This window comes from Actinoplanes regularis, assembly GCF_900188005.1.
Lineage (GTDB): Bacteria > Actinomycetota > Actinomycetes > Mycobacteriales > Micromonosporaceae > Actinoplanes > Actinoplanes regularis.
The window spans coordinates 79,290-105,703 of sequence record NZ_FZNR01000001.1; the positions used below are offsets into that span (position 1 = coordinate 79,290).

Here is a 26,414-nt window from a genome sequence, read left to right on the forward strand (position 1 = left end):
ATGGCCGCCCCCGTCTCATTGGTGCAACTTGCTTACTTCACGGTGATCTTCTTCGTGGCCGAGGTGCCGAACAGGATGCCCCTCGCGCTGTTGCCGTAGACCGAGGCCCGCAGAGTCAGCGTGCTGGCCGTGGTCGTGATGGACTTCGCGTAGCTGCCGTTGGTGCCCAGCTTCCCCGTGTACAGGGTCTTCCAGGCGCCGCCGACGAGGCTCTGCACCGCCACCGTGGAGCCGGCGGCCTTCGGGTCACCCGTGACCGTGATCGAGACCTTGTCCTTGCTCGGCGAAGTGGCCGTCAGGGTCGGCTTCTGCTGAACCTTGACCGTCACGTCCTTCGAGTAGGTCTCGCCGACCGAGGTGTGCAGGACGAAGCCGCGGCTCAGGGCCAAGGAGAACGAGTAGTTGCCGTTGGCGTCGCTCGTGGTCTCCCTGAGCTTGCTGAAGCTGGTGCTGCCCATCGCCTTGCCCCACAGCGTGACCGCGGAGCTCGCGGTGGCCTTACCGGCGAACTTAACCGTGGCAACACCCACCGTCGTGGTGGGAACCGCCGTGAGAGTGGGCTTGATCGGCACGGCGGTGCCCTCGATCGTCACGACACCCTCGGTGACCGTGCCGGTGTTGCCGAAACCGGTGCCCGACACGACGATCGACTCGGACGGCTCGGCCTCGCTGTCCTCCGTCAGCTTGATGCTCGCTACCGGAATGACCGTTCCGGACGGGGTTCCCGGCGCGATGATGACCTCTTTGGAGCCAGGGTTGGTGAAGTCGCCGGTGTCGGCTGCGCGGTTGCCACCAGCGGCCTTGCCCGCGAAACTGATGGTCAGCCTCGTCTCCGCCTGCGCGGTGCCGGTGACGGTGCCGGTGACGGCGACCGTGTCGCCTTCCTTGCCGGTGGCGCTGTCGATCTGCAGATTCGGCGCCTTGTCATCGTTGTCGAGCGTCAGAACGGCCGCGTCGGTACCCGGCGCGGTCAGCCAGCCGGCATCTCCGCTGGCCGGCGTCGCGGTCAGGTTGACGGTCTCGTTGGTCTCGAACATCGTGTCGCCGTTGACGAGGACCGCGACATAACCGCTGCTCTGCTCCGGCAGGATTGTGGCCGTCGCGTTGAGCAGGCTGTAGTCGTAGCCGCCGATGACAAGAAGCGGGTCCGCGATCGTGGCCGAGGTCGACGCAGCGGTTCCGGTGCCCGCGTCGACGATGTCGAACGTGATGGGCTGGTCGCTGGAGCCCTGGAGTTTGATCGGCAGAAGGACCGGGTTCGCGTCGTCGCCCTCCTTCACCGCCAGGTCACCGAAGCTCGCGGTCGGCGCTGCGTCGTCGTCGGTGATCGTGATCGCCGTTTCCGGGCTGCCCAGCGTCGGAGTGATCGCGCCGACGACACCCGACGGCACGATGTTGAAGACCTCACCGTCGGCGGGTCCGACCCGCGGGTCCGGCCCCTCGTCGATGGTGTCGCCGATGATGTCGACGGTGAAAGTCTGCTTCGTGCTGTCCGCCGGGAAGGTCAGACTGCCGTGGGCCGCCAGATAGTCCCTACCCTCGATCGCGAACCCGGGGCCGACACCCGCTGGCGCCGTTCTCCAGTCCACCTTGAGAGGGAGACCGGCGGCCACGTCCAGTGAGGCGGTGAACTCCTGCGCCTTCTGGCCTGAATTGCCTTCTGCCACGGCAGTCGGGGCGAACGTCACGGTCGGAGCGACTTGGCTCGCGGGATCAGCGATCGTGCTGGTCACCTTGCTGGGCGTCCCAAGCACCGCGTTCGTCGGGCTGGCGAGCTCAATCGCGTAGTCCTCGAAGCCCTCGAAGGTCGAATCGTCGGCAGTCGGGATGGTGATCGTCCCCGAGGGGCCCCCTGCCAGGATGGTGACTGTCCGGCTGCCCGGGTAGGTGAAGTCCTTGCCGGCCGTGGCCGTACCGTGGCCTGACACCACGGTCGGATCCACGGAATTCCACTGCACGGTGATCGGCAGTTCCGAGAGGACGTCCGGGGTGATCGTGAACGTGGCGTCGTCGCCCTCCTCGGTGGAGCCGGGGCCGGAGAGCGTCAGTTTGGGCGTCTTCTGCGCATCCTCGATGTTGACGACAGTGAGCACGGGTGCGGCGCCGGTCAGGGCGCCGGTGACGTTGAAGGACTCGGAGTCCAACTGGTCCTTCACGCCATCGTTCATGATCCCGATCTCGGCGCTGCCCGTGAGGGTATTGGCCGGGATGGTGATGGCGACGGGGGTGGTAGTCGTCGACACGTAGTCGACGTCCGGGGTCGCGGTGCCGCCGCCAGTGGTGAGATCAATGGTCGTCGGTGTGGCGGAGGTCTCGCTCAGGGTGGCCGTAATCGTGACCTTCGCACCGGCCTTCTCCACCACCGGGTTCGGCGTTGCGGCCAGTGTGTACGACGCGGCGGTGACCGCTGCGGCGGGCGACGCGATAAAGGTCACCGGAACCAGGCCGATGACGCCGGCGAGGGCCGCTGAGACGGCCGTTCGCAAGGGCTTCGGGCCACGCAGCATGAACGGAACCGAGCCGCTCTTGGCTGCATGGGCTTGTCGATAGCGCATGTGTTTCTTTCTCCTTCGGCGGCTGGGCAACCTCCGACGGGAGGCCCCTGGCTTTGCGTCCTCGCCACTCGACGAGGTTGCCTGTTCGGGTACCGCACCTTGAGGCGGTCGGGGCATCGGTTGAAACCGGCCCTCAGCAGCGCAAACGCGGACTGACAAGCCGCGTGAGGCGGAGCCATCCGTAATCTAACCGGCATATCGGACCCATCTCGGCGGAACGCCTTTTCCCGACGAAGAAACTTCACATTCCGATGGCATCCGGCGCACAGGAGGCGCGTGATCGTACCGGCTATAAATGGGTTGAACAGGAAAAACGCGAAACTCCTACATCGAGCATCCGTAGTTCCCTGTTGGCCGAAACTGCACCGGCCGGACACCTCCCCGTCGCCATCGACTGATGCCCTGAGTCCGATCACCACATTTCAGGGAGTGCGCAAAGATGAATATCAGAGGACGCGCGACCTTCGCGGCCGCCGCCGTCGCGGTCGTCGCCATCCCGTCGATGGCGATGGCCGGCGATTCGCACCAGGACAGGACCTGGGCCGCCGAGCGGGCCATCCAGGGCGGCACCGCCCGCAACGTCATCCTGCTCATCGGTGACGGTATGGGCGACAGCGAGATCACCATCGCCCGCAACTACCAGGTCGGCGCGAACGGCCGGCTGGCGATGGACACGTTCCCGCTGACCGGTGCGTACACCACCTACGCGGTGCAGAAGGAGAACCCGTCGCTGCCGGAGTACGTGACCGACTCGGCCGCTTCCGGGACCGGCTGGGCGACCGGCTACAAGACCTACAACGGCGCGATCTCGGTGCTGCCCGACGGCAAGCCGGTCCCGAGCATTCTGGAGCTGGCGAAGAAGGCCGGTTACCGGACCGGTGACGTGACCACCGCGGAGCTGCAGGACGCCACCCCGGCCGTGCTCGGCTCGCACGTGGTGGACCGCGGCTGCAAGGGCCCGCAGTCGATGACCGCGTGCGCCGTCAACGACAAGGTCAACGGTGGCGCCGGCTCGATCGCCGAGCAGCTCGTGCAGACCCGGCCGGACGTTCTGCTGGGCGGCGGCAAGCAGTACTTCGACCAGGTCGTGCAGGCCGGCCCGGACAAGGGCAAGACCGTGACCGACCAGGCGAAGGCGGCCGGCTACCAGGTCGTCACCGACGCCGACGGGCTGGCCAAGGCGTCCTCCGGCGCGCCGATCCTGGGCGCCTTCGCGAAGAACAACCTGGACGTCGAGTGGGTCGGCCCGACCCCGACCCGGACCGGCACCGCCCCGACGAAGTGCGCCACCAACACCGCCCGTACCGCGACCCAGCCGCACCTGGCCGACATGACCACCAAGGCGCTGGACGTGCTGGACAGGCAGACCCGGCACAGCTGGAAGGGCTTCTTCCTGCAGATCGAGGGCGCCTCGATCGACAAGCAGGACCACGCCGCGAACCCGTGCGGCCAGATCGGTGAGACGGTCGCCTTCGACGCCGCGATCAAGAAAGCGCTCGACTACCAGAAGTCGCATCGCGACACTCTGGTCGTCGTCACCGCCGACCACGGCCACACCAGCCAGATCGTCGAGGAGGCCACGCTCGGTTACACCGCCACGCTGATCACGCACGACAACGCGAACATGACGATCAGCTACGCGACCGCCGAGATCACCGGCTCGCAGCAGCACACCGGCACCCAGGTGCGGATCGCCGCCGGCGGCCCGCAGGCCGCCAACGTGCTCGGCGTGACCAACCAGACCGATCTCTTCCACACGATGAAGCGGGCCCTCGGCATCCGCTGATCGAGAACCACGCGCGGGCCGGGGCCGATTCATCGGCTCCGGCCCATTCCTTGTTACGACCGATGGAGTCCCGCTTGCGGGCTACGAGCCGAGTACCGTGCCGATCCCGCGGTCTACAGCAGGCCGTGGCGCATCGCGGTGGTGACCGCGGCGGTCCGGTCGGCGACGTCCAGCTTGTTGAAGACACGCAGCAGATGCGTCTTCACAGTCGCCTCGGAGATGAACAGGCGCTTGCCGATCTCCGCGTTCGTCAGACCGGCCGCGACCAGCTTCAGCACCTCGGTCTCGCGCGCGGACAACGCGGGTGGGGCAGGACTGCGCACCTGCCGGACCAGGGTGGACGCGACGCTCGGCGCGAGCACCGTCTCGCCCCGGGCGGCCGCGCGTACCGCGTCCGCCAACTCGGCCGGTGACGCGTCCTTGAGCAGGTATCCGCTGGCCCCGGCCTCGATCGCGCGCAGGATGTCGCGGTCCGACTCATAAGTGGTCAGCACCATCACCTTGATGTCCCGGTTCCCGGCGAGGATCCGGCCGGTCGCCTCCACCCCGTCGGCGCCGGGCATCCGCAGATCCATCAGCACCAGGTCGGGACGCTCGCGGAGGGCGATCTCGGCCCCCTCGGCGCCGTCCGAGGCCTCGCCGATGACGGTCAGGTCCGGTTCGGCGTCGAGCATGCCGCGCAGACCCATCCGTACGACCGGGTGATCGTCGACGAGAAGAATGCGGATCACGCGGGGACCTCCAGCTCGATCGTCGTACCCGTGTCCGGGTCGCTGTGCACCGTCAGGGTGCCGCCCACCTGCTCGGCCCGCTTACGCATCCCGGGCAGGCCGAACCCGCCGGTCACCGCCGCGTCGAAGCCACACCCGTCGTCGCGGACCACCACCCGCACCGACTCCGGCGCGTAGGCGAGCAGCACCGCGACCTCGTTCGCCCCGGCATGCCGGCGCACGTTGGTCAACGCCTCCTGGGTCGCCCGCAGCAGCACCACCTCGGTGGCAGTGGGCAGGTCACGGGGCTCACCGGTGCTCCGGAACCCGGCCGGGACACCGGTCTCCTCGGTGAAGCGGGACGCTTGACGGCGTACCGAGTCAAGCAGTCCGGAGTCCAGAGCGGACGGTGCGAGGGCGGCGACGATGGCCCGGGACTCCGCCAGATTCTCTTTCGCGGTACGGACCGCGAGCGCGAGGCGCTCGTCGCGGAGCTCCGGATCGGCCGCCTGGATCAGCGTGATGATGCTGGTGAAGCCCTGTGCCAGGGTGTCGTGGATCTCGCCGGCCAGCCGGGTCCGCTCGGCGGTCACGCCGGCCTCGTGGGAGAGCCGGGCCACCTCGGCCCGGCTCGCCTCGAGCTGCGCGATCAGGTTGGCGCGCTCGGTGCTCTGCTCGAGCACCCGGATGATCCACAGGCCGAGCCAGATCCCGGAAGACGCGGACACCGCGGCGATCACCAGATCGGCCCGCAGGTCGCCGGAGTCCGTGGCCAGGTCGATCGCCAACGGCACCGTATTGACCAGCAACACGGCGCCGACCGCGAGGCCGGTCGGCGCCATCTGGAAGATCATCGGGGTGACCGCGAACATCAGCCAGGTCGCCACCGGCATCGCGGCGATCGCCACCGCGAAGATGACGATCTGGACGAACAGGACGACGACCGCCGCGACGCTGTCACCGGGCCGCCGGATCAGCCGTCGCCCGGCCGCGACGTGCAGGACGGTCATCCCGGCCAGCGCGGCGAGCGCGACCACCCGGCGGGCCGGCGGGCCGTCCGCGACGGTGATCGCGACCGCGACGACGGCCGCGATCACCGCGTAGAAGGCGTCCCACCAGTGCGGGTAACCGCTGTGGACGGCCTCCGACTCGTTCATCGGTCCCTTTCGCTCCACCGGAAGGTCGTCAGGCACAGCACCAATCCGATCACACACCACGCGCCGAGCACCAACGCCGTCCGGCCCAGCTCCCAGGAACCGGCCGCTTCCAGGGACTTCATGCCGTCCGGGAGGAAGACGTAGCGGAAGCCCTGGGCCATCCACTTGATCGGGAAGAACGAGGCGACCGTGATCAGCCAGCTGGGCAGCTGGGTGATCGGGTGAATGAAGACGCCCGAGATGAACTGGAGCACCACCACCGGCACGTTCAGGATCGCGCCGGCGTTGCGGGCATGCTTGACGATGCCGCTGACCGCGATGCCGAGCAGCGTGCAGGCGACCACCGAGAGCACGAAGAGCCAGGAGAAGGTGAGCCAGTGGCTCGCGTCCGGCAGCGGCATGTCGTAGACCAGCACCCCGACCAGGATCAGCAGGGCCGCCTCGGCCACCGCGAGGACCAGGACCAGGAGCAACTTCCCGATGAGGTACGACATGATCGGCAGCGGCGTACCGCGCAGGCGCTTGAGCGTCCCGTCCTCCCGGTCCAGCGCCAGCCCCGCGCCCATGGTCACGAACCCGGTGGTGAGGATGCCGTAGGCGAGCATGCTGGCCGCGTAGACCTGGCTGGCACTGACCCCGGGCTGATCGTAGGAGTCGCCGAAGATGGTCCCGAACAGCAGCAGGAGCAGCGCCGGGAAGAGGAAGGTGAAGATCACCGAGGTGCGGTCCCGGAGAAACTGCAAGATCTCCACGTGGCCCCGGCTCAGGCTCATCGAGGTCATCGCCGTGCTCCGATCAGGTCGAGGTAGGTGTCTTCGAGGGTGGGCCGGGTGATCGTCAGCGTCCGCAGGTCGGTGCCGTCGGCGGCCAGCTTGCGGATCAGGTCGCTCGGGTCGGCGAGCTGCTCGGTGCGCGTGCGGCCGTTCTCCTGCCAGGAGACCTTGGCGCCGCCCGCGGCCCGTCCGCCCAGCGTCGCCGGGGTGCCCTCGGCCACGATCGCGCCGTCGGCCAGCACCGCGAGCCGGTCCGCGAGCGCCTCGGCCTCGTCCAGGTAGTGGGTGGTGAGCAGGATCGTGGTGCCGTCCCCGGCCAGCGTCCTGATCAGGTCCCAGAACTGGCGGCGCGCCTGCGGGTCGAAGCCGGTGGTCGGCTCGTCCAGGAAGAGCAGCTCGGGGCGGCCGATGATGCCGAGCGCCACGTCGACGCGGCGGCGCTGGCCGCCGGAGAGCTTACGGATCTTGCTGTTCCGCTTCGGCGTCAGGCCGACCAGCTCGATCACCTCGGCGGCCTCGCGCGGCTCGGGGTAGAAGCCGGCGACGTGCCGCACCATCTCGGTCACCGTGAGGTCGGCGGCGTCGGAGGCGTCCTGCAGCACGATGCCGATCCGGCTGCGCCACGAGGGCCCGGCCGTGCCCGGGTCCTCGCCGAGCACCCGCACGTCACCGCCGTCCCGGCGCCGGTGTCCCTCCAGGATCTCGACCGACGTGGTCTTGCCGGCCCCGTTCGGGCCGAGCAGGGCGAAGATCTCACCGCGGGCCACGACCAGGTCGATCCCGCGAACGGCTTCCTTGTCCTTGTAGGTCTTGCGAAGTCCGGTTACCTCAATGGCTTCCATGCCAAGGATCGTGCCGCTCCGGACCCTCCCGGCGGGACGACCGCGTGGTCGTCACCGGCTGTCCACCGATCGATGGACAGCGCTCGGTGCTGTTCCCCAGCGGAACCTGCGGACGACCGGCGCTCCGCGCTACTCCCAGCGGAACCTGCGGACGACCAGCGCTCCGCGCTACTCCCAGCGGAACCTACGGGCGACCAGCGCTCCGCGCTACTCCCAGCGGAACCTACGGGCGACCAGCGCTCCGCGCTACTCCCAGCGGAACTTGCGGGCGGCCGCGGTCAGCCAGACCACCGCCCAGGTGGCCAGGGCGAGCCAGATCGGCAGTGGAACACTCGCGCCGTTCATCAGCGTGTCCCGCATCGCCTGGGCGTGCGCGGCGAGCGGCAGCAGGAACCAGCCGGCCGTCCCCAGGTCCGGAGCGGCGAACATGATCCCGCCGGCCGAGAGCATCAGCACGTAGATCAGCGTGGCCGCGCCGGTCGTCGTCTCCGGCTTCAGCACGCTGGCCAGCAGCAGCGCGAGGCCGCTGTAGCCGGCCGCGGCCAGCACGGTCACCCCGGCGGCGGGGAGCAGCTCGCCGAACTGCGGGCGCCAGCCGACCAGGAAACCGACCAGGCCGAGGAAGAGCACCTGCAGGACGATCTGGACCAGCACCGCGGCGGTCTTGGCGAGCAGCAGGCCGGGACGGGTCAGCGGGGAGGCGCCCAGGCGCTTGAGCACGCCGTAGCTCCGCTCGTAGCCGGTGGTGATCGCCTGGCCGGTGAAGGCGGTGGACATCACGGTCAGCGCCAGGACCCCGGGGACGACGAAGCCCAGGCGGTCGTCGGTGGGGAGGTTGGTGGCATGGGTCAGGCCGGCACCGAGGAGAACCAGCAGCGGCACGCCCATGGCCAGCACCACGGCCTCGCCACGCCGCGCCGTGAGGAGCAGCTCCATGCGGATCTGCTTGCCGATGATGGTGCGCATCGAGGCCCGGCCGGGCGCCGGGGCGAAGGTTCCGGCGCTCAAATCGCTACTCCTACCGTGTTGCTGTGCTGGCTGGTCAGGGAGAGGTAGACGTCCTCGAGGGTGCGGCGACGGCTGCTCACCGCGGTGACGTGGGCGTCGGCGGTGGCGAACCAGGCCAGGACGTCGGCGAGGGCGCGGGTGTCCAGGGCGCCGGTGATCGAATACTCGCCGGGCGACTTCTCGGTCACCTCGTGGCGGGCCCGCAGACCGACCAGGTCGAGGCCCGGGTCGGCACGGACCTCCAGCAGGTCGATGCCGGCCGCGGCGGTCAGCTCGGCCGGGGTGCCGGTGGCGGCGACCTCACCGGACCGCATGATCACCACGTCGTCGGCCAGGCGCTCGGCCTCGTCGAGCAAGTGCGTGGTGAGCAGGACGGAGACGCCGTCGGCGCGGAGCTCCTCGATCAGCTGCCAGGTGGTGTGCCGGGCCTCGGTGTCCATGCCGGCCGTCGGCTCGTCCAGGAAGACCAGCTCGGGCCGGCCGACCAGGGCCACCGCGAGGCTCAGCCGCTGCTGCTCACCGCCGGAGAGGCGGCGGAACCGGGTCTTCTCCACCTTGCGGAGGCCGAGCCGGTCGAGCAGCATGTCGACGCTCAACGGGTTGGCGGCGAACGACGCGAACAGCCGGAGGATCTCACCGGCCGCGGCCCAGGGGTAGACGCCTCCGGACTGCAGCATGATGCCCAGGCGCGGCATCAGCGCGTCGTGCTCGGCGACCGGGTCCAGGCCGAGGATGCGGGCGGTGCCGGCGTCCGGCCTGCGGAAACCCTCGCAGACCTGGAGCAGGCTCGTCTTGCCGGCGCCGTTGTGCCCCAGCAGGGCGAGCACGCGCCCGCGCTGCGCGCTGAGCGACACCCCTTTGACGGCCGTCGTGTCGCCGTAACGCACCACGACGTCTCGCACCTCGACCGCGGCCACGTCGCCACCCACCATGAGTTCCGCCCATCCGATCCGCCTCCGGCCACCATACGGCGGGCCGGGCCGGGCTCTGCCCGGGGCGGCCCGGGGATGGTTTCGCTCACTGCGCTCCAGCATCCTCGGTCACCCCCACACCCGGTCGACGTTCTCTTCGCCTGTTCACTCTTTCGTCCCGCGCCCGCCCGGGCACCCTCCCAGAGGCCGGTTCGCCCCCTTCCTTCGGCCGGGTCGTCTCCTCCCCAGCAGCTCTTCCCCGTTCACTCTCTCGCCCCGCGCCCGCCCGGGCACCCTCCCAGAGGCCGGTTCGCCCCCTTCCCTCGGCCGGGTCGTCTCCTCCCCAGCAGCTCTTCCCCCGTTCACTCTCTCGCCCCACGCCCACCCGGGCACCCTCCCTGGCAGCATTGCCCCGGACGTTGCCGATGGGATTTCCTTGGCCGGGGTCGGCGTGCGGGTTCGATAGTGTTCTCGGCATGAGTGGGCAGAGTCGCGTCGTGGAGATCTACACCGACGGGGCGTGCGTGCCGAACCCCGGACCCGGCGGCTGGGGTGCCGTGCTGCGCTGGGGCCGGGCGGAGAAGGACCTGTGCGGCGGCGAGGCCACTGCGACCACCAACAACCGGATGGAGCTGATGGCCCCGATCCGTGCCTTGGAGATCCTGAACCGCGCCCCGCTGGTCGTCGACATCTACACCGACAGCGTCTACGTCCGTGACGGCATCACCAAGTGGCTGCCGCGCTGGCGCGCCAACGGCTGGCAGACCGCTGCCCGCCAGCCCGTCAAGAATGTCGATCTCTGGCAGCTCCTGGACGCCGCCGTCCGCAAGCACGAGGTGCGCTGGCACTGGGTGAAGGGACACGCCGGCCACCCCGAGAACGAACGAGCCGACCGGCTCGCCGCCCGCGGCCTCCAGGAGGCTCTGGCCGCCGTGCGGGTCTGAGTCGGTTCGCGCGGGGCGAGAGGGTCAAGGGCGCGAGCCTGAAGACCGCAGCCCGGCCTCAGTCAGTTCGCGCGGGGCGAGAGGGCGATCAACGTACGCAGAAAGGCCTCCCGGTCCCCCGGCGAAAATGCGCCGAGCAGGTCCTCCTCGGCCGCGCGGATCTCGCCCTGCACCGCGCGATGCAGGGCACGACCGGCGTCGGTCAGCCCGAGGAGGCGGACCCGCCGGTCGGCCGGGTCGGGCTCGCGTTCGATGAGCGCCCGGCCCTGGAGGTCGTCGAGAACCGGGATCAGCCGGGTCTTGTCCGCACCGATGCTCCCGGCCAGTGCCGCCTGGGTCCGCACCGCTCCGCCGGCCAGCGCGTCCAGCACGACGTAGGCCCACATCGACACTCCGTGCCGCGCCAGGATCGGCTGCTCCATGGCGATCAGCCGCCGCACCAGCCGGCCGGCCATCGCGCCGAGATCGTCCCTCTCCATCCGCGCAGCTTTTCACGTCCCTCCCGACCGGTCCCGGCTCGCCCGCCGGCGAATTCAGGGTTGACTAATCATACTCACAAGTAGATCGTAGGCGAATGCATACGATCTCCGAAGACCTCCGGCAGATCCACTCCGTCGCCGTCCACGCCACCGTCGACCTGGTCGCACGGGCCACCCCGGCCGACCTGACCCGCCCGAGCCCGTGCGCGGGCTGGGACCTCGCCGTCCTGCTCCGACACATGACCGCGCAGCATCACGGTTTCGCCGCCGCCGCGCGGGGTCACGGTGGCGACCTCGCCTTCTGGACCTCAGCGCCGGTCGGCCCCGATTTCTCCGATCGGTACGCCGAAGCGGCCACCGCCGTCCTGGAAGCCTTCGCCGAGCCGGACGCCCTCGATCGCCCCTTCGAGCTACCGGAGTTCGGCCGCACCGTTCCCGGCCGGCTGGCCCTGAGCTTCCACCTGGTCGATTACGTGGTCCACGGCTGGGACGTGGCGAAGACCCTGTCCCTGGAGTTCACCCCCGCCCCGGAAGTCCTGGCCGCGACCCTCCCGATCGCCCGGGCCGTCCCCGGCGGCGCGGCCCGCCTGGCCCCGGACGCCGCCTTCGCCCCGGCCCTCCCCGTCCCGCCGGACACCGACCCGCTCGCCGAGATCCTCCTGCTCCTGGGCCGTCGCCCCTGACCGGTCAGGCCAGTCGAGGAAGGTAGGCGGACCAGACCTTCTTCGGGACGACCATGCGCCAGGCGTCCAGCACGAGCTCGGTCATCTCCTCCTCGTCCAGCCGGGCCAGACACGCCTGCACCCAGTTGAAACGCAGGTCGGACTCGCGTGGCAGATGGAAGGTCCCCGGGTTCGCGGCGACCAGGGCGCCCCGCTCCTCCTTCGGATAGCCGAACCCCATGACGGTCTCGTCACGGGAGAAGGCGACGTAGACAATCTTGCCAACGCGAAACTTCACTCTGTCCCGGATCAGGTGTTCCTCGCTGCGCGGCAGATCCCGGGCGACCCGCCGTACGTCATCGACGGTGACCATGTCCAGAACCTAACCGCGGGGTACGACAGAAACCGTTCAGTGGCCCCGGGGACGCGGCACGGGCGGACGCTTGCCGGGATCCAGCGACGGCACGGTGGGCTCCTCCGCCGACCGGACCTTGGCCCGGGCCACCCGGTCGGCGGCGAGTTTGTAGGTGGCCGCCCGCACCAACTCGTCCGGCACGGTGTGCCGCCCCGAACTCTCCGGCTCCGCGGGCCAGTGCGGATCCGGCAGCGACGAATAGTTGACCCCGCCCGCCGCGGCCGGGGCGGGAAGACCGGGCCCGGTGTGCGGCTCCGGCGCCGGAAAGCCGAACGAGGAGCCGGCCGCCGGAGGAGCCGGTGAAACCGCGTCCGCGACGGGCGGCACGACGTCCGGGGACTCCGGAGCGGTGGGTGTTGCCGCGACCGGAGCCGGATCACCAGTGCGGGATTCCACCACTCCGGCGTCACCCGATCGAGTCGCCCGCTCCTCCTTGCGAACGGCCGCCGAGGCCCGCACGGCTCCCCGCCGCCGCGGTCCGGCCACCCGCGCGGCGAGGCTGAACACGCTGCGGGCCGCGTGGTCGTACCCGTCGCGGTAAGCCTCTTCCCGCTCCGCCCCGCCTTCCCGCCGCTCGTGCCAGCGCCCCACCGCATATCCCGCACAGCCCACGAACACGCTCAACAGGACGAGCAGGATGACAGAGTTCCCCGGTGCGCTCATGCCGGAGATTCTGCCGACGCGGATAGATCGCGAGCTATGGCCCGTTCGACGGACCACGATGGAATTAGCTCAAAGGCTCAACCGTTGCGAGCCACCCGGTGTGCCACGCACACCGGGTCATCCCGGCTTCACCGCGCTCCCGGGCTTTGTAGGTGTTATGACCGATGTCCGGCGGCGGCGACCGAAGCAGGCTGTACTGGTCAGGCTTCCGCCGTACAGCGAGGAGACGTTCGATGGCGAAGTTCATGGATGTACACGACGGGTTCGTCGGTGTCACCGCGGAGGAGCTGAACGCGGCACACGACGCCGACCTCAAGATCGAGGGCGAGGAGGGCGTGCACTTCGAGCGCGCCTGGCTGGATCCCGAGGCCGGAAAGGTCTTCTGCCTGAGCACCGGGCCGAGCAAGGAGGCCGTGATGCGTGTGCACGAGCGCGCCGGCCACCCCACCACCCAGGTCTTCGAGCTGACCGCCGAGGTCTGAGTGGGAGCCGGGACGCGGGCTCCTTGGGGGGCCGGCCCGCGTCCCGGCTCGATCTGGAGATCAGGATCGAGCCGTCCCGGAGTCAGCGGTCACCAGGTGAACGGGTTCCACCAGTGCCGCTCCTTCTTCCTCGGCCGCTGACGCGGCTGCGGTCCGGGGGCGGCCGCCGTCGTGCTCGCGGTGGCGGACGGTGACGTCGACGCCGCCGTGGAGGTGGACGCCGAGGCCGACGGCGGCGCGCTGGGCGCACCGGACGGCGGAGCGCCGGAGGGGGGCGTTCCGCCGCTCTCCTCGGTCCCGCTCGGATCGACGGCCGCGGTGAGTCTCGCCACGAAGCCCGCCTCCACGCTGCCGGTGACGGTCGCCAGTTCCCGGGCCGCCGAGTCGTCCCCGAACACGTTGTCCGTGGCCAGCGAGACCTGGCTGAGGTTCGTGACGCTCCGGCTGTACCCGTCCGTGGCGTACACCAGATCCGCCACCTCCTCCGGGATGGCGATCTGCGACGTCTTGACGATCGGCCCGGCGCCACTGGTCGCGTTCGCCAGCGACGAGTACACCTCGAAGTGGATGTGCGGCCACCGCCCCGAGTAACAGGCCGGGAAGATGCTGGTGAAGGTGACCGTGCCGGTCGAGTCGGTCTCCTGGATGCCCCGGAGGTAGTTCTCGCCGGTGATCCCGGTCGAGTAGAGCGAGTAGTTTCCGTCCCGGTCGCAGTGCCAGGCGTAGACCGCCGCCCCGACGATCGGCGCGTCCGCCAGGTCCACGACGGTGATCGAGAAGGTGAGGGGGATGCCCTCGGCGGTGGTCGTCGACGTGCCGAACGACGACCGGATGTCGCTGCGGACGATGCCGGACTCGGTGCGCACGTCGATGCCGTTGGAGCCGTCCGCCGGGTACGGCCCGGCCGTCTCCGACTCGATCTCCTCCAGCGCCGCGGCCGCCGGCCCCGCCGTGCCGATCAGCGTGCCGGTGACCATGACGGCCGCGCCGGCGCCGCCGATCAGGGTGAGCATCCGCCGCCGGCTCATGGTGCCGAGGTCGAACGCGAGGCCCTTGTCGTGGACCTCACGGACGTACGCCACGTTGTCCAGCTCTTGCTCGGTCAAGGTTGCCGCCTTTCGCCAAGTGAGTAGCTTGCTGACCGGCAGAGCGAAACATCGAGGTTTGTGGGCGTACTGTCACCGCCCTATGTCCCGGATAAGCCCCGCGTGGACAATATCGTCGACAATTCGGGTCGCCGGGATCGTTCAGCACCTGTATCCGGCACGGCGCTATCCACCGTTCGGTAATAGTCTGGGCGGCATGCGCATGGTGGCCGTTCTGGCAGTGGCCGCGCTGCTGGGCGTCTCGGCCTGCGGTTCCGGCGACGACGACACGCCCCCGCCCAGCACCGTCGAGGTGTTCACCTGGTGGGTCGAGGGCGGGGAGAAGGCCGGTCTGGACGCGCTGGTCCGGCAGTTCACCGCGGACTGCCCCGGCCAGCGCTTCGAGAACGGCGCGGTGGCCGGCGGTGCCGGGGTCAACGCCAAGCGGGAGCTGACCCAGCGGATGGCTCGGCACGACCCGCCGGACACGTTCCAGGCGCACGCCGGCGCCGAGCTGATCGACTACATCGACGCGGGCCAGATCGAGGATCTGACCGCCTACTACGACTCCTGGGGCCTGCGCGGCGTCCTCCCCGCCGACCTGGTCGCGGACCTGACCGTACGCGGCAAGATCTACTCGGTGCCGGCGAACATCCACCGCGCCAATGTGGTCTGGACCAACCCGGCGGTGCTGGCCCGCGCCGGGATCACCGTCCCGCCGAAGGATCTCACCGCGTTCATCGCCGACCTGGCCAAGCTGAAGGCCGCCGGGGTGGAAGCGCCGCTCGCCCTCGGCCGCGACTGGACCCAGCTGATGCTCCTGGAGGCGGTGCTGATCAGTGACCTGGGCCCGACCGGTTTCTCCGGCCTGTTCACCGGCGACACGGATTGGCGCGGCGCCCTGGTGGCGAAGGCGATCACCCACTTCACCGCTCTGCTCAGCTACGGCAACCTGGACCGCGACGCCCTCGACTGGCCGCAGGCGGAGCGCCTGCTGATCGACGGCAAGGCCGGTTACCAGCTGATGGGCGACTGGGCCGCCGCCGATCTCGCGGCCAAGGGCTTTCCGGGGTACGGCTGGTTCACGTTCCCCGGCAACGGCAAGGCGTTCCAGTGGAGCGCCGACTCGTTCACCCTCTCCACCGGCGCCGCCAACGTCACCGGCACCGAGTGCTGGCTGAAGACGGTCGGATCGGCCACCGGTCAGCAGGTCTTCAACGCCGCCAAGGGCTCGATCCCGGCCCGCACCGACGTCCCGTCCACCGGCTTCTCCCCCTACCAGCAGTCCGCCATGGCCGACTGGAAGTCCGGCATCCCGGTCCCGTCCTGCGCCCACGGTTCGGCCTGTCCACAGGCCTGGCAGACCGCGGTCAACGCGGCCCTGACCTCGTACTCCTCCGGCAAGGACGGCAAGATCCTCCAGTCCGACCTGGCCCAAGCCGCCGACCTATTCGTTCGCCCCTAGGCGAAAGTCCGCCCCAGCCCGAAGTCCGCCCCAAGGCGGAAGTCCGCCCCCAGCCCGAAGTCCGCCCCAAGGCGGAAGTCCGCCCCCAGCCCGAAGTCCGCCCCAAGGCGGAAGTCCGCCCCCAGCCCGAAGTCCGCCCCAAGGCGGAAGTCCGCCCCCAGCCCGAAGTCCGCCCCAAGGCGGAAGTCCGCCCCCAGCCCGAAGTCCGCCCCAAGGCGGAAGTCCGCCCCCAGCCCGAAGTCCGCCCCAAGGCGGAAGTCCGCCCCCAGCCCGAAGTCCGCCCCTAGGCGAAGGTCCGTCTAGGGGCGAAGCCTGCCTCAGGCGGGCGTCCGCACCGGGGTGTCGGCGCCCTCGATGAAGAGGCGTCCGGCCTCGTCCGGCGGGACCGGACGGGAGAAGTAGTAGCCCTGGGCGAACCCACAGCCCATCTCCCGCAGCGCCGCGAGCTGCCCGAACTCCTCGATACCCTCGGCAACGGTCGCCATCCCCAGGCTCTTGCCGAGGCGGACGATCGTGTCGGTCAGGGCGGTGTCGCCGGCCAGGACGCCGAGCCGCTCGACGAACGACCGGTCGATCTTGAGAGTGTCGACCGGGAAGCGGCGCAGGTACGCGAGCGACGAGTACCCGGTGCCGAAGTCGTCGATCGCCAGCGTCAGGCCGAGCGCCTTGAGCCGGACCAACTGCTCCAGGTTGGCCTCGGTGTCGGTCATCAGCACCGACTCGGTCATCTCCAGGCAGAGACGGTCGGCCGGCATGCCGGTCTCGACCAGCACGGCCGCGACCGTCTCGGCGAAGTCGGGCTGGTCGAACTGGCGGACCGAGACGTTGACCGACATCTTCAGCGGGCGGCCGCCGGCCGCCGCCGTCCACTCGACCGACTGGCGGCACGCCTCCTCCAGCACCCAGCGGCCGAGCGGCACGATCAGGCCGGTGGCCTCGGCGATCGGGATGAAGTCCATCGGGTTGATCATGCCGCGGGTCGGGTGCGGCCAGCGGACCAGCGCCTCGAAGCCGACGACCTGGTTGGTGTCCAGATCAACGGTGGGCTGGTAGTGCAGGCGCAGTTCGCGGTTCTCCAGCGCGGCACGCAGATCGTTCTCCAGCTCGAGGCGCTCGACCAGGCCCTCGCGCATCTGTCCGCGGTAGCTCGTGAAGACCCCGCCGCCGGCCGCCTTGGCGTGGTGCATGGCCAGGTCGGCGTGGCGCAGCAGCTGCTCCGCGCCGTCGGCGAGCTCGGACTCGTCGAGCAGGGTCGCCACGGCCAGACCGATGCTGGCCCGGACGTGGATGTGACGGGCACCCAGCTCGACCGGCTTGTCCAGGTCGTCCAGGATGCGGCGGGCGACGGTCTCCGCCTCGTCGTTGGAGGCCGCCTCGATCAGCACCGCGAACTCGTCGGCGCCGAACCGGGCCACCATGTCGTCGGCCCGCACGCAGCCCTTGATCCGGTCCGCGATCTGGACCAGCAGCTGGTCGCCGGCCAGGTGGCCGAGGCTGTCGTTGACCCGCTTGAAGCCGTCCAGGTCGAGGTGCAACACGGTCAGGTCGGTGGTCCGCTTCAGCGCGGTGGCCGTCCGGTCGAGGAATAGGGGCCGGTTGGCGAGCTGGGTCAGCGGGTCGTGGTACGCCTCGTGGACCAGCTGCTCCTGCAGCTCCTTGCGCTCGCTGATGTCCCGGGTGTTCAGCACGAAGCCGGCCACGTGCGGGTCGTCCACCAGGTTCGTGATGATCACCTCGGACGGGCACTTCCGCCCGTCCTGGTGGGTATGCACGACCTCGAGGGTGGCCGTGGCGTACGGCTGGACCGCCACCTGCCGCATCGCCTGGGCCAGCCGCATCGCCACTTCGGTGGCGACCAGGTCGGTGTAGCGCCGGCCGACGAACACCTCGGCCGGGTAACCGAACACCCGCTGCATCGACTCGCTCTGGAACGTCACCCGGCCGTCGGCGTCGATCACCGTGACCACGTCCGAGCTGTGCCGGATCAGCGCGTCGAACCGCTGCTCGCGGGCGTGCAGCTTGGCGGTGCGATCCTCGACCCGAGCCTCCAGGTTGCGGGTCAGTTCCCGGTTCTCCAGCAGGGTGAGCACCTGCCGCCCGATCAGCAGCAGGATCATCACCGAGCGGGACCAGATCACGAACGAGGTGACGTGCCCGTGCGTGATGTGGAACATGACGCTGGTGGCCAGGGCACCGACGACCGCCACGTATGGCAGCAGCACACCGCTGGCCCGCATCCGAGGGCTGATCTCGCTCTTCAGCGGCCTGGCGTCCCGCGGCCGGGCGGCACCGATGATGATCAGCCCGAAGCCGATGATCCAGCCCAGATCGATCGCCGATCCGGCCTGGTATTCGTGGATCATGCCGAGATAGGCGTACCCGATGTCGGACACCGCGAAGCCGGCCACCCCGAGCCCGAAGAACATCAGGTCCGCCGAGCAGCGGTACAGCGCCCGCCGCTGCGGCAGCATGTACCCGATCATGGTGGCGATCACGATGTCGCCGAGCGGGTAGAGCAGGGTCAGGTAGAGGCCCGCCCCCTGGTCCGACGGCTGGATCCGCGGGGCGACCACCACCACCCAGCCGACCAGCACCGCCGACGCGGCGACCAGCAGCCCGTCGAGAACGCTGCGGACCCGGCCGGCCAGCGGCTGGGCCGCGCTGGGCAGCATCAGCAGGCCGAGCGCGACCAGCGGCAGCATGCTCACGTACCCGGCGTCGGCCCAGGACGGAACCGGCAGGTCACCGGCGTGCGGGAAGTACTCGACCAGGGCGTAGACCTGCCCGGCGCTCCAGCTCAGCACGCCGGCGCCGATGACCACCCAGCCCCAGCGGGCCCGGCCGGTGTAGAACCGGCTCCGCCACAGGCAGGCGCCGCCGGCCGCGGCCGAGAAGACGGCCTGGGCCCAGCTGGAGAGGTTCTCGGCGCTGGCCGCCCCGCCCACCTCCGCGCCGATGAGCACGGTCAGCACAGCGAGGACCGACGCGACGGCGATACAGAGCCGGAGCCACCGGCGCAGGCCTGGTGGCCCTGCCGCGTTGTTGAGAGTCATCTCGACGCCTCCGCCCTCGGTTCGGTGATCAGTGGACGCAATCGGGCTCTCGCCCGCCCACCTTAGGAGGCGTCAGGGTGCAAACCGGTTACCGGAGATCATCGGCGGCATCATCGATATGACGACCATCACAATCCTCGAATATCGATGAAGTTCGAGGTCAGGACGTCGGGGCCGGACCGGGTACCTCCCGCGTACGAGCTACATCATTCGATGCACACGGTCGGCGCTGGTTAAGGTAATCGGGTGACCGCCGCGGAACTGCTCGCCGCTTCTGGCCGCTTCCAGATCGCCCCCGGCCTGACCGATCGTGAACTCACCGACCTGGAGGCCGAATTCGGCTTCTCGTTCGCACCCGACCATCGCGAGTTCCTCGCGGGTGGCCTGCCCACCGGCATCGGATGGCCGGACTGGCGCGGCCGCGACCGCTCCGCGCTGCGGGCGGCGCTGACCGCGCCGGTCGAGGGCGTTCTCTTCGACGTGGCCGAGAACGATTTCTGGTACGAAGGGTGGGGCGCCCCCTTCGGCAACCGGGTCGCCACGGCCCGCGCCGGCCTGCTGATCGCGCCCCGGATGATCCCGCTCTACGCGCACCGCTACCTGCCGGCGGCCATCCCCGGCCACCCGGTGCTCTCCATCTACCAGACCGACGTGCTGTGTTACGGCGCGGACCTCAGCGACTGGCTGAACCGCGAGTTCGGCCTCGGCGAGCCGGCGAACCGACACGTGCGCCCGACCGTCCCGTTCTGGAGCGCTCTAGTCTCCTGAGCTCTCGCGCCGCGCCCTGGCCCGGCGCTTCCCCTCGTGCATGGCCTGCACGCGGGCCACCGGTATGCCCCGCCCCTCCTCGATCAGCCCGGCGTCGAGCCGCTGCGGCGCCGGCATCGCCGCGGCCCAGGGATCGCCGTCGCCGACGATCCCCGGTGCGCTGTGGATGGTGAAGTCCCCCGGGCTCACGTCGTCCAGATCGTCCCAGGCGACCGGGAACGACACCGGCACGCCCGGCCGGATCCGCGGGCTGTAGGCGGCCGCCACGGTCGCCCCACCCGCCCGGGTCGCGTCCAGGAACACCCGGCCGTGCCGGTCCTCCCGGATGAAGGCGGTCGTCGCCAGCTCCGGATCGATCCGCTCGGCGCGGGCCGCGACGGCCCGCTGCGCGGCGGCCACGTCCGCAGGCTCCGGGTCGCCGTCGAGCGGGACGAAGACGTGCACGCCCTTGGAGCCGCTGGTCTTCACCGCCCCGCTCATCCCGGCCTCGGCGAGCGCCTGCCGGACCAGCCGGGCGGCGGCCACGGCGGACCGGAACCCGCCGCCCTCCGGCGGATCCAGATCCATGATCAGGTGCGTCTGCCGGTGCGGAGTCGCCGCGAGGGCCAGCGCCGGGTGGTACTCGACGGCCCGCTGGTTGCCGAACCACAGCAGCGTGCGCCGGTCGTTGCCGAGCGCGTACGTCACGTCGCGGTGCGACGCCTCGGCCCAGACCGCCGTCCGCGCGACCCAGTCCGGCGTGTACTTCGGCAGGTTCTTCTGCATGAACTGGTCCTGACCGCGGAGCACCCGGATCACCGAGAGCGGCCGGTCCCGCAGCACCGGGATCAGCCGGCCGGCCATCGCGTCGAGATAGTCGACCAGGTCCCGCTTGGTGGCGCCCGCGCCCGGGAACAGCTCCTGATCCAGATTGGTCAGCGGCACACCGTCGCGCTCGTCCTTCGCCTGGGCCATGCCGTCCATCATCCCCCGGGACAGCGGGTGTCGCCGCCGCTGAGCTCCACACATTGGGTGGGTTGCGACGGGTTCACGGGCGGCGCCGGGGCGGGACTGCTGCGCAGCAGCCCGACCTCCTGCAGCCCGACGACCCCGATGATTCCGCCGACGACCAGGCCGCCCAGGGCCAGCACCGCGGACACCACGGCGTGAATGTTCCGGCCGGCGCGGGCGGCGAGGACGGCCGCCGTCAGCGGCGCCACGATCAGCAGGAACGCGCAGGCCAGCAGGAAGCAGCCGCCGCGCACCCGATTCGACGGCTCGACGTCGCCGAACGAGATCAGGTCCCGCAGGCCGAGCAGGAGCAGCAGCGGCGACCCGACTCCCCAGAGCACCAGCAGCGCCGGCACCCTCCCCGCACTTCTGGTCGTCGTCACGCCGACACCCTAATCGGCGGACGCGAATCTCCGCGCGAGGTCGCGATGCCGGGCGACGGCCTTCGCGGCGTCCGCGCCGTGGACGTCCAGCACTCCCGGCATCCGGAACATGCTCGCCAGATCCTCCGCGAACTGCCGGTGCTGCTCGCTCGCGTGTCGCCGGCAGGTCAGACAGGTCACCCGCTCCGGGTGCGGCGAGGTCCTCGCGTACGCCACCCGCCGCCCGCAGCCCGTCTCCACCTCCGCCGGCAGATCCGCCACCAGCCCGAACGTGGACGCCAGCAGGTTGCGGACGTCGGCTCCCGCCCGCGTGAGGTTCACCTCCACATGTACATGCGGATCCCAGGCATCGCCCACGATCTGTAGTTTCGCACGGCCCATAGGTACACCGGTGCCCCGTTCAGCGCCGCTGTCCGTCCCTGATGGGATGAGAAATCCGATCGGACGCACGGCGGGGATTAGCCTGCTTGCATGCTGATCAGTTTCGGTTGTCCGGTATCCGGCGCGTGGGCGGAGCCGGAGACACTGACGTCGATCGCCCGGCGGGCCGAGGAGCTCGGTTACCACGGGCTCTGGGCGTTCCAGCGGCTGCTTGTCGGCCGGGAGCAGGACCTGGCGCCGATCTATCAGAGCGTGCTGGACCCGATCGTCGCCCTGACCTGGGCCGGAGCCGCGACCTCCCGGATCCGGCTGGGGGTCTCGGTGATCAACCTGCCCTACCTGGCGCCGGCCCTGCTGGCGAAGCAGGTGAGCACGCTGGACCGGCTCACCGGCGGGCGCTTCGACCTGGGGCTGGGCACCGGCTGGTCGGGGCCGGAGTTCGTGGCGACCAACGCCGACCCGAACCCGCGCGGCCGCCGCACCGAGGAGTACCTCGCCGCGCTGCGCACCCTCTTCGTGGACGAGGCGCCGGAGTTCGCCGGAAAGTTCTACCGGGTGCCGCCGAGCCGGATGTTGCCCCGCCCGGTGCAGGCCGGTGGGCCGCCGATCCTGCTCGGCGGTTCCGCCGAGGTCGCCTTGCGGCGGGCCGGGCGGCTCGCCGCCGGGTGGGTGAGCAGCAGCCGCGCGAGCCTGGCGGAGATCGAGGCCGGGGCGCGGGTGGTCCGGGAGGCGGCGGCCGAGGCCGGGAAGGACCCAGCGGCGGTACGGGTGGTGGTCCGCGCCGTGGTACAGCCGGGTGAGCGCGACGAGGCGGTCCCCCTGTCCGGCTCGTGGGCCGACATCCGGGCCGGGGCGCGGCGGTACGCGGAAGCCGGCGCGACCGAGCTGTTCTACGAGCCGAACTGGGATCCACGGATCGGCGGCCCGGACGCGGACCCGGCCAAGGCGGCTGGCCTGGGCCTGGAGATGCTGGAGGCGCTGGCCCCGGAGTAAGACGGAAAGGGGCCCGGCCGCTCGCCGCGATCCTTGTCTACCCTTGCCGAGTGGATCAGCGCACCCCGTCCGTCTACCGGACCCGTTCCTGGACCAACCGTAACCGGGCCTTGATCGGCCTGGGCGGCCTCGGCCTGCTGCTGCTCGGTTACGGGATCGGCCGCTGGCAGGACACACCGGCACCGGCCGTGGCGGCGACACCGGCCGCCCTGGAGTCCGCGGCCGCGACCACCGGGCCGCCGTCACCGGAGCCGACCACGCCGGCCCCGACCCCGGTGAAGTACGGCGTGCTGCAGGCCGAGTCGGCGAACGAACTGGCCGGCATCCAGACGCAGGGCACCCAGGACCAGGGCGGCGGGCAGAACGTCGGGTGGATCAAGCGCGGCGACTATCTGCGGTTCGACGACTTCGTGTTCGGCGAGGTGCCGGCGAAGAAGGCGAAGTTCCGCGTCGCCTCCGAGGCCGGCGTCTCCGGCCGGGTGCAGGTTCGCCTGGACACGCTGGAGAGCGAGCCCGTCGGCGAGCTGTCGGTGAGCAACACCGGTGGGTGGCAGAAGTGGCGCACCGATGGTGCGGCGCTGACCCCGGTGACCGGCACGCACACCGTCTACATCACGTTCACCGCCCCGGACGACAGTGAGTTCGTGAACGTGAACTGGATCCAGTTCGACCACTGACCGGCGACGGCGACTCGATCTCGCGGGGTCGCCGCCCGGGAATGTCCACATTGTTCCTGGCCGGAAATCTTGTCTGTAACCTTGCGCGGCCCTCGTAAGTCGTACGGGAGACGACAACTGGCAGGGAGTGCCCAGTGGATCCCGACATCGATCTCCGCGAGGTGTACGCCGCCTCAGCCGGCCGACTGGTCGCGCAGCTGTACGGCATGACCGGCGACTTCGCCGAGGCGCAGGACGCCGTGCAGGAGGCCTTCGCCCGCGCGGTGGCCCGGCCCGGCGGCGTGCGCAACGCGACCAACCCCGAGGCCTGGCTGTTCAAGGTCGCGTCGAACATCGCCCGGTCCCGGCATCGCCGCTGGACACTCTTCAACCGGCTCGCCCGCTCCGGCCGGCTGCACGCCGCCGACACCGCACCACCACTCTCCCCCGACCACGTCGCCCTGGTCACCGCACTGCAACGCCTGTCGCGTGCCGTCCGGGAGACCGTGGTGCTGCACCACATCGCCGACCTGCCGGTCGCCGAGGTCGCCTCGATCCTCGGCTGCAGCGTCGAGAACGTGAAAGTCCGTCTTCACCGGGGGCGCCGCGCGCTCGCCGAGTTCCTCCGTGACGCGGAGATGGAGAACAGCCATGTCTGACCCGGACCGCACGATCGACTTCCGGGGCTTCGCCACCGCGGTCGCGGAGGCCACCAAACCCGACTTCACCGACGTGCTCACCCGCTCGGTCCGCCACCGGCGCCGCCGGAGGTGGTTCGGTTCCGCGTTCGTCGCCCTGACTGTGGCGCTGAGCGGCGGAACGGCGGTCGCGCTCACCGCCAGTCCCCCGCCGTCGAAGCCCGCGCCGGCTCCTACCACGCAGCCCTGGCACACCACGCCTCCACGGGCCGGAGCGGAGCCGAAACAGCAGAGCTACACCGAGGGCAAAATCGACTGGTACGTGCCCCTGCATCGGGACGGGGAACTCACCGGGCAATCCACCCCGATGCTGGCCGGCGACCTCGACCACCTCTATCTGCAGTACCGGAAGTGCAAGGCAGCCCAAGGCTGCACGTGGATGCTGGCCGTCACCAGCGACCGCGGGCGCACCTGGCGCAAGCTGCCGCTCCCCCCGAAGGACCCGGTGGTGGGGCAGCCGAAGTTGACGCTGGTCCACGGTTCCCTGGTGGCGGTCGCGGCGCTGGGCGACGACCTCGGGACGCAACCGGCTTTCTGGGATCTCCCGAATCCCGTGTACTGGATCAGCATGGACGCCGGTATGACCTGGCGTCGTCCGAAGATCCGAGAGGTCGACGCGGTGCCGGCCGGCTGGCTGATCCAACAGCAGGCCACCACTCTCGAGGCCATCGACCCGGGCACCGGGGACGTGGTGCGGGTGAAGAGGACTCCGCCGCACACCATCGATCCCCGCCGGATCCAGCCCAACATTCCAGCCAGCGCCGGCATCTGGGTGATCATCGACGGCACCTTCGCTTACGCCCAGGTCAGCCGGGACGGCGGTCAGACGTGGGCGACCCGCAACCTGCCCCCGAGGCCCGATTCCGACACGTTCGTCGACCGCCCGAAGGAGCACCTGATCACAGCCGACGGCAAGACGATCTACCTGGCGAGGGAGTACCGGGGCGAGCTGCGGCTCCACGTCAGCGTCGACGATGGCCGGACCTGGGTCGCGCGCCCGGATTTCGACCTCGACGGCCCGCTGCTGACCGTCCTGCCGATCGACGACCACACCCTGATCATCGAGGGCGGGAAGGGCACCTACCGCAGCACCGACCAGGGCCGGACCTTCACCCGGGTCGGGCCCCTGCTCGGACAGGGCGGCCACGCCATTCCCGGCGGTTTCACCATCCCCACCAACAACAACGAGTTCAGCGCGTGGGTGTCCCCCGATGGCGCCGAGTGGACCTACGTCAAACGCCCACAGGTCCCCTGATCTCGCCGGGAGGCTCGCCCTTCAACGGGGGAGGGCGAGCCTCCGGAGCGTGCGAACCCCGGCCGGGCGGGCCGGGTGACATGTTTCGAACATGCGTACTAATATGCCAGCGTGATCCTGCACGCTGATCTGGACTCGTTCTACGCGTCGGTCGAGCAGCGCGACGACCCCGCGCTGCGCGACCGCCCGGTCCTCGTCGGCGGCGGCGTCGTGCTGGCCGCTTCGTACGAGGCGAAGGCCTTCGGAGTGCGGACGCCGATGAGCCTGTCCCAGGCCCGGATGCTCTGCCCACGGGCCGTGGTGGTCCCACCCCGGATGGCGGCCTACTCCGCGGCCAGCAAAGCGGTGTTCGAGGTCTTCCGGGACATCACGCCGGTCGTCGAGGCGATCTCCATCGACGAGGCGTTCCTGGCGGTGGCCGGGCTGCGGCGGATCAGCGGGACAGCCGAGGAGATCGCCCGCCGGCTGCGAGCCGAGGTGAGGTCGCGGGTCGGGCTGCCCATCACGGTCGGTGTGGCCCGGACGAAGTTCCTGGCCAAGGTCGCCAGCGGGGTCGGCAAGCCGGACGGGCTGCTGGTGGTGCCACCCGGCGCGGAGCTGGACTTCCTGCACCCGCTGCCGGTGGAGAAGCTGTGGGGCGTCGGACCGAAGACCGCGGCCCGGCTGCGGGAGCGGCAGGTCCACACGGTCGGACACGTCGCGCGGATCGGCGAGGCCGCGCTGATCGCGATGCTCGGCGCGCACGCCGGGCGGCATCTGCACGCCCTCGCGCACAACCGTGACCCGCGCCGGGTGACCACCGGCGGGCGGCGCGGCTCGATCGGGGCGCAGTGCGCGCTGGGGCGGGGGCAGCGGTCGCCGGACGAGGTGGAGGCGGTCCTGGCGGCCCTGGTCGACCGGGTCACGCACCGGATGCGCGGGGCGCACCGGGCCGGGCGGACGATCACGCTGCGGCTGCGGTTCGACGACTTCCAGCGGGTGACCCGGTCCCGCAGCCTGCTGAAGGCGACCATGCAGACCGGGATGGTGCTGCGCACCGCGGTCGACCTGCTGCGTGAGGCCCGCCCGCTGATCGACCGGCGCGGCCTGACCCTGGTCGGTGTCGCGGTCAGCAATCTGGACGGCGAGGGCGCCGTCCAACCGGAGCTTCCGTTCGAGCCGCCCCGCCAGGAGGGCCTGGACGCCGCCGTCGACCGGGTCCGCGACCGGTTCGGCGCCCTGTCGCTGCGCCGAGCCGACATGCTGGGGCGCGAGATGCACCCGTCCGTCCCGATTCTTCCTGACTAGAAAATCTTGTCTG

Annotated in this window: 26 protein-coding genes and 1 riboswitch; of the genes, 11 read left to right on the forward strand and 15 right to left on the reverse strand. The window is 70.5% G+C overall.

Annotated features, from left to right (window positions below; genetic code table 11):
• Positions 1–32: 32 nt before the first annotated feature.
• Positions 33–2,555: a Calx-beta domain-containing protein gene (locus CHC09_RS00330; protein ID WP_089290913.1), complete on the reverse strand. Its 2,523-nt coding sequence runs from the start codon at positions 2,553–2,555 to the stop codon at positions 33–35.
• Positions 2,556–2,569: 14 nt separating this feature from the next.
• A riboswitch (cyclic di-GMP riboswitch) is annotated at positions 2,570–2,647 on the reverse strand.
• Between the two features lie 347 nt (positions 2,648–2,994).
• Here CHC09_RS00330 and phoA point away from each other — a divergent pair.
• Complete coding sequence (phoA, locus tag CHC09_RS00335; RefSeq protein WP_089290914.1) at positions 2,995–4,341, forward strand: alkaline phosphatase; 1,347 nt, start codon at positions 2,995–2,997, stop codon at positions 4,339–4,341.
• Between the two features lie 113 nt (positions 4,342–4,454).
• Here the strand turns inward: phoA and CHC09_RS00340 are convergent, their stop codons facing one another.
• The 6 genes from CHC09_RS00340 to CHC09_RS00365 form a co-directional block, all read right to left on the reverse strand.
• Positions 4,455–5,072, reverse strand: coding sequence for a response regulator (locus tag CHC09_RS00340; protein WP_089290915.1), 618 nt, complete (start codon positions 5,070–5,072; stop codon positions 4,455–4,457).
• Positions 5,069–6,208, reverse strand: a complete 1,140-nt coding sequence (locus tag CHC09_RS00345; protein ID WP_089290916.1) for a sensor histidine kinase — start codon at positions 6,206–6,208, stop codon at positions 5,069–5,071. The genes CHC09_RS00340 and CHC09_RS00345 overlap by 4 nt, the downstream gene beginning before the upstream one ends.
• Positions 6,205–6,990 (reverse strand): ABC transporter permease, encoded by a 786-nt coding sequence (locus CHC09_RS00350; protein WP_089290917.1) that lies wholly within the window; start codon positions 6,988–6,990, stop codon positions 6,205–6,207. The genes CHC09_RS00345 and CHC09_RS00350 overlap by 4 nt, the downstream gene beginning before the upstream one ends.
• Entirely contained in the window at positions 6,987–7,823 is an 837-nt protein-coding gene (locus CHC09_RS00355; protein WP_179276899.1) for an ABC transporter ATP-binding protein, read from the reverse strand. Before CHC09_RS00355 ends, CHC09_RS00350 begins: the two co-directional genes overlap by 4 nt.
• A gap of 246 nt (positions 7,824–8,069) precedes the next feature.
• Positions 8,070–8,831, reverse strand: coding sequence for an ABC transporter permease (locus tag CHC09_RS00360; protein ID WP_244911584.1), 762 nt, complete (start codon positions 8,829–8,831; stop codon positions 8,070–8,072).
• Complete coding sequence (locus tag CHC09_RS00365; RefSeq protein WP_239138121.1) at positions 8,828–9,748, reverse strand: ABC transporter ATP-binding protein; 921 nt, start codon at positions 9,746–9,748, stop codon at positions 8,828–8,830. Before CHC09_RS00365 ends, CHC09_RS00360 begins: the two co-directional genes overlap by 4 nt.
• 470 nt (positions 9,749–10,218) lie before the next feature.
• On the opposite strand from CHC09_RS00365, the gene rnhA reads away from it, so the two are divergent.
• Positions 10,219–10,686, forward strand: coding sequence for a ribonuclease HI (gene rnhA, locus CHC09_RS00370; RefSeq protein ID WP_089290920.1), 468 nt, complete (start codon positions 10,219–10,221; stop codon positions 10,684–10,686).
• 62 nt (positions 10,687–10,748) lie between these two features.
• Here the strand turns inward: rnhA and CHC09_RS00375 are convergent, their stop codons facing one another.
• A complete protein-coding gene (locus CHC09_RS00375) occupies positions 10,749–11,165 on the reverse strand; it encodes a MarR family winged helix-turn-helix transcriptional regulator (protein ID WP_089290921.1) in 417 nt (138 codons plus the stop codon).
• A gap of 95 nt (positions 11,166–11,260) precedes the next feature.
• Between CHC09_RS00375 and CHC09_RS00380 the strand changes: the two genes are divergently transcribed.
• A complete protein-coding gene (locus CHC09_RS00380) occupies positions 11,261–11,848 on the forward strand; it encodes a TIGR03086 family metal-binding protein (protein WP_089290922.1) in 588 nt (195 codons plus the stop codon).
• A gap of 4 nt (positions 11,849–11,852) precedes the next feature.
• On the opposite strand, the gene CHC09_RS00385 is transcribed toward CHC09_RS00380, so the two are convergent.
• A complete protein-coding gene (locus tag CHC09_RS00385) occupies positions 11,853–12,200 on the reverse strand; it encodes an MmcQ/YjbR family DNA-binding protein (protein ID WP_089290923.1) in 348 nt (115 codons plus the stop codon).
• A 36-nt stretch (positions 12,201–12,236) separates the two neighbouring features.
• Positions 12,237–12,905: a hypothetical protein gene (locus CHC09_RS00390; protein WP_143232163.1), complete on the reverse strand. Its 669-nt coding sequence runs from the start codon at positions 12,903–12,905 to the stop codon at positions 12,237–12,239.
• Between the two features lie 233 nt (positions 12,906–13,138).
• Here CHC09_RS00390 and CHC09_RS00395 point away from each other — a divergent pair, with 233 nt between their 5' ends.
• Positions 13,139–13,387 (forward strand): SCO4226 family nickel-binding protein, encoded by a 249-nt coding sequence (locus CHC09_RS00395; RefSeq protein WP_089290925.1) that lies wholly within the window; start codon positions 13,139–13,141, stop codon positions 13,385–13,387.
• Positions 13,388–13,476: 89 nt separating this feature from the next.
• Here CHC09_RS00395 and CHC09_RS00400 read toward each other — a convergent pair whose 3' ends face one another.
• Positions 13,477–14,493, reverse strand: a complete 1,017-nt coding sequence (locus CHC09_RS00400; protein WP_239138120.1) for an intradiol ring-cleavage dioxygenase — start codon at positions 14,491–14,493, stop codon at positions 13,477–13,479.
• Positions 14,494–14,689: 196 nt separating this feature from the next.
• Between CHC09_RS00400 and CHC09_RS00405 the strand changes: the two genes are divergently transcribed.
• The gene (locus tag CHC09_RS00405) at positions 14,690–15,937 is read left to right on the forward strand and encodes an ABC transporter substrate-binding protein (RefSeq protein WP_089290926.1); all 1,248 of its coding nucleotides are present in this window, start codon (positions 14,690–14,692) and stop codon (positions 15,935–15,937) included.
• A 317-nt stretch (positions 15,938–16,254) separates the two neighbouring features.
• Here CHC09_RS00405 and CHC09_RS00415 read toward each other — a convergent pair whose 3' ends face one another.
• The gene (locus CHC09_RS00415; protein ID WP_089290927.1) at positions 16,255–18,990 is read right to left on the reverse strand and encodes a putative bifunctional diguanylate cyclase/phosphodiesterase; all 2,736 of its coding nucleotides are present in this window, start codon (positions 18,988–18,990) and stop codon (positions 16,255–16,257) included.
• A gap of 246 nt (positions 18,991–19,236) precedes the next feature.
• Here CHC09_RS00415 and CHC09_RS00420 point away from each other — a divergent pair, with 246 nt between their 5' ends.
• Positions 19,237–19,758, forward strand: coding sequence for a hypothetical protein (locus CHC09_RS00420; protein WP_089290928.1), 522 nt, complete (start codon positions 19,237–19,239; stop codon positions 19,756–19,758).
• On the opposite strand, the gene CHC09_RS00425 is transcribed toward CHC09_RS00420, so the two are convergent.
• Genes CHC09_RS00425 through CHC09_RS00435 form a run of 3 tightly spaced genes read right to left on the reverse strand, consistent with a single transcriptional unit; the run spans position 19,747 to position 21,488 of the window.
• Complete coding sequence (locus tag CHC09_RS00425) at positions 19,747–20,712, reverse strand: DNA polymerase domain-containing protein (RefSeq protein ID WP_089291770.1); 966 nt, start codon at positions 20,710–20,712, stop codon at positions 19,747–19,749. The genes CHC09_RS00420 and CHC09_RS00425 overlap by 12 nt on opposite strands.
• A gap of 8 nt (positions 20,713–20,720) precedes the next feature.
• A complete protein-coding gene (locus CHC09_RS00430) occupies positions 20,721–21,131 on the reverse strand; it encodes a hypothetical protein (protein WP_143232164.1) in 411 nt (136 codons plus the stop codon).
• 9 nt (positions 21,132–21,140) lie between these two features.
• The gene (locus tag CHC09_RS00435; protein ID WP_244911585.1) at positions 21,141–21,488 is read right to left on the reverse strand and encodes a hypothetical protein; all 348 of its coding nucleotides are present in this window, start codon (positions 21,486–21,488) and stop codon (positions 21,141–21,143) included.
• Between the two features lie 114 nt (positions 21,489–21,602).
• Between CHC09_RS00435 and CHC09_RS00440 the strand changes: the two genes are divergently transcribed.
• From CHC09_RS00440 to dinB, 5 genes are all read left to right on the forward strand, one after another.
• Positions 21,603–22,505, forward strand: coding sequence for a TIGR03619 family F420-dependent LLM class oxidoreductase (locus CHC09_RS00440; protein ID WP_089290931.1), 903 nt, complete (start codon positions 21,603–21,605; stop codon positions 22,503–22,505).
• Between the two features lie 50 nt (positions 22,506–22,555).
• A complete protein-coding gene (locus CHC09_RS00445; RefSeq protein WP_089290932.1) occupies positions 22,556–23,182 on the forward strand; it encodes a carbohydrate-binding protein in 627 nt (208 codons plus the stop codon).
• Positions 23,183–23,316: 134 nt separating this feature from the next.
• On the forward strand, positions 23,317–23,820 hold the full coding sequence (locus CHC09_RS00450) for an RNA polymerase sigma factor (protein WP_089290933.1): 504 nt from the start codon (positions 23,317–23,319) through the stop codon (positions 23,818–23,820).
• Positions 23,813–25,114, forward strand: coding sequence for a sialidase family protein (locus tag CHC09_RS00455; protein WP_089290934.1), 1,302 nt, complete (start codon positions 23,813–23,815; stop codon positions 25,112–25,114). Before CHC09_RS00450 ends, CHC09_RS00455 begins: the two co-directional genes overlap by 8 nt.
• A 111-nt stretch (positions 25,115–25,225) precedes the next feature.
• Positions 25,226–26,401 carry a DNA polymerase IV gene (gene dinB / locus CHC09_RS00460; RefSeq protein WP_089290935.1) on the forward strand — a complete coding sequence of 392 codons (1,176 nt, stop codon included), beginning with the start codon at positions 25,226–25,228 and terminating at the stop codon, positions 26,399–26,401.
• The last annotated feature ends 13 nt before the right edge of the window (positions 26,402–26,414 follow it).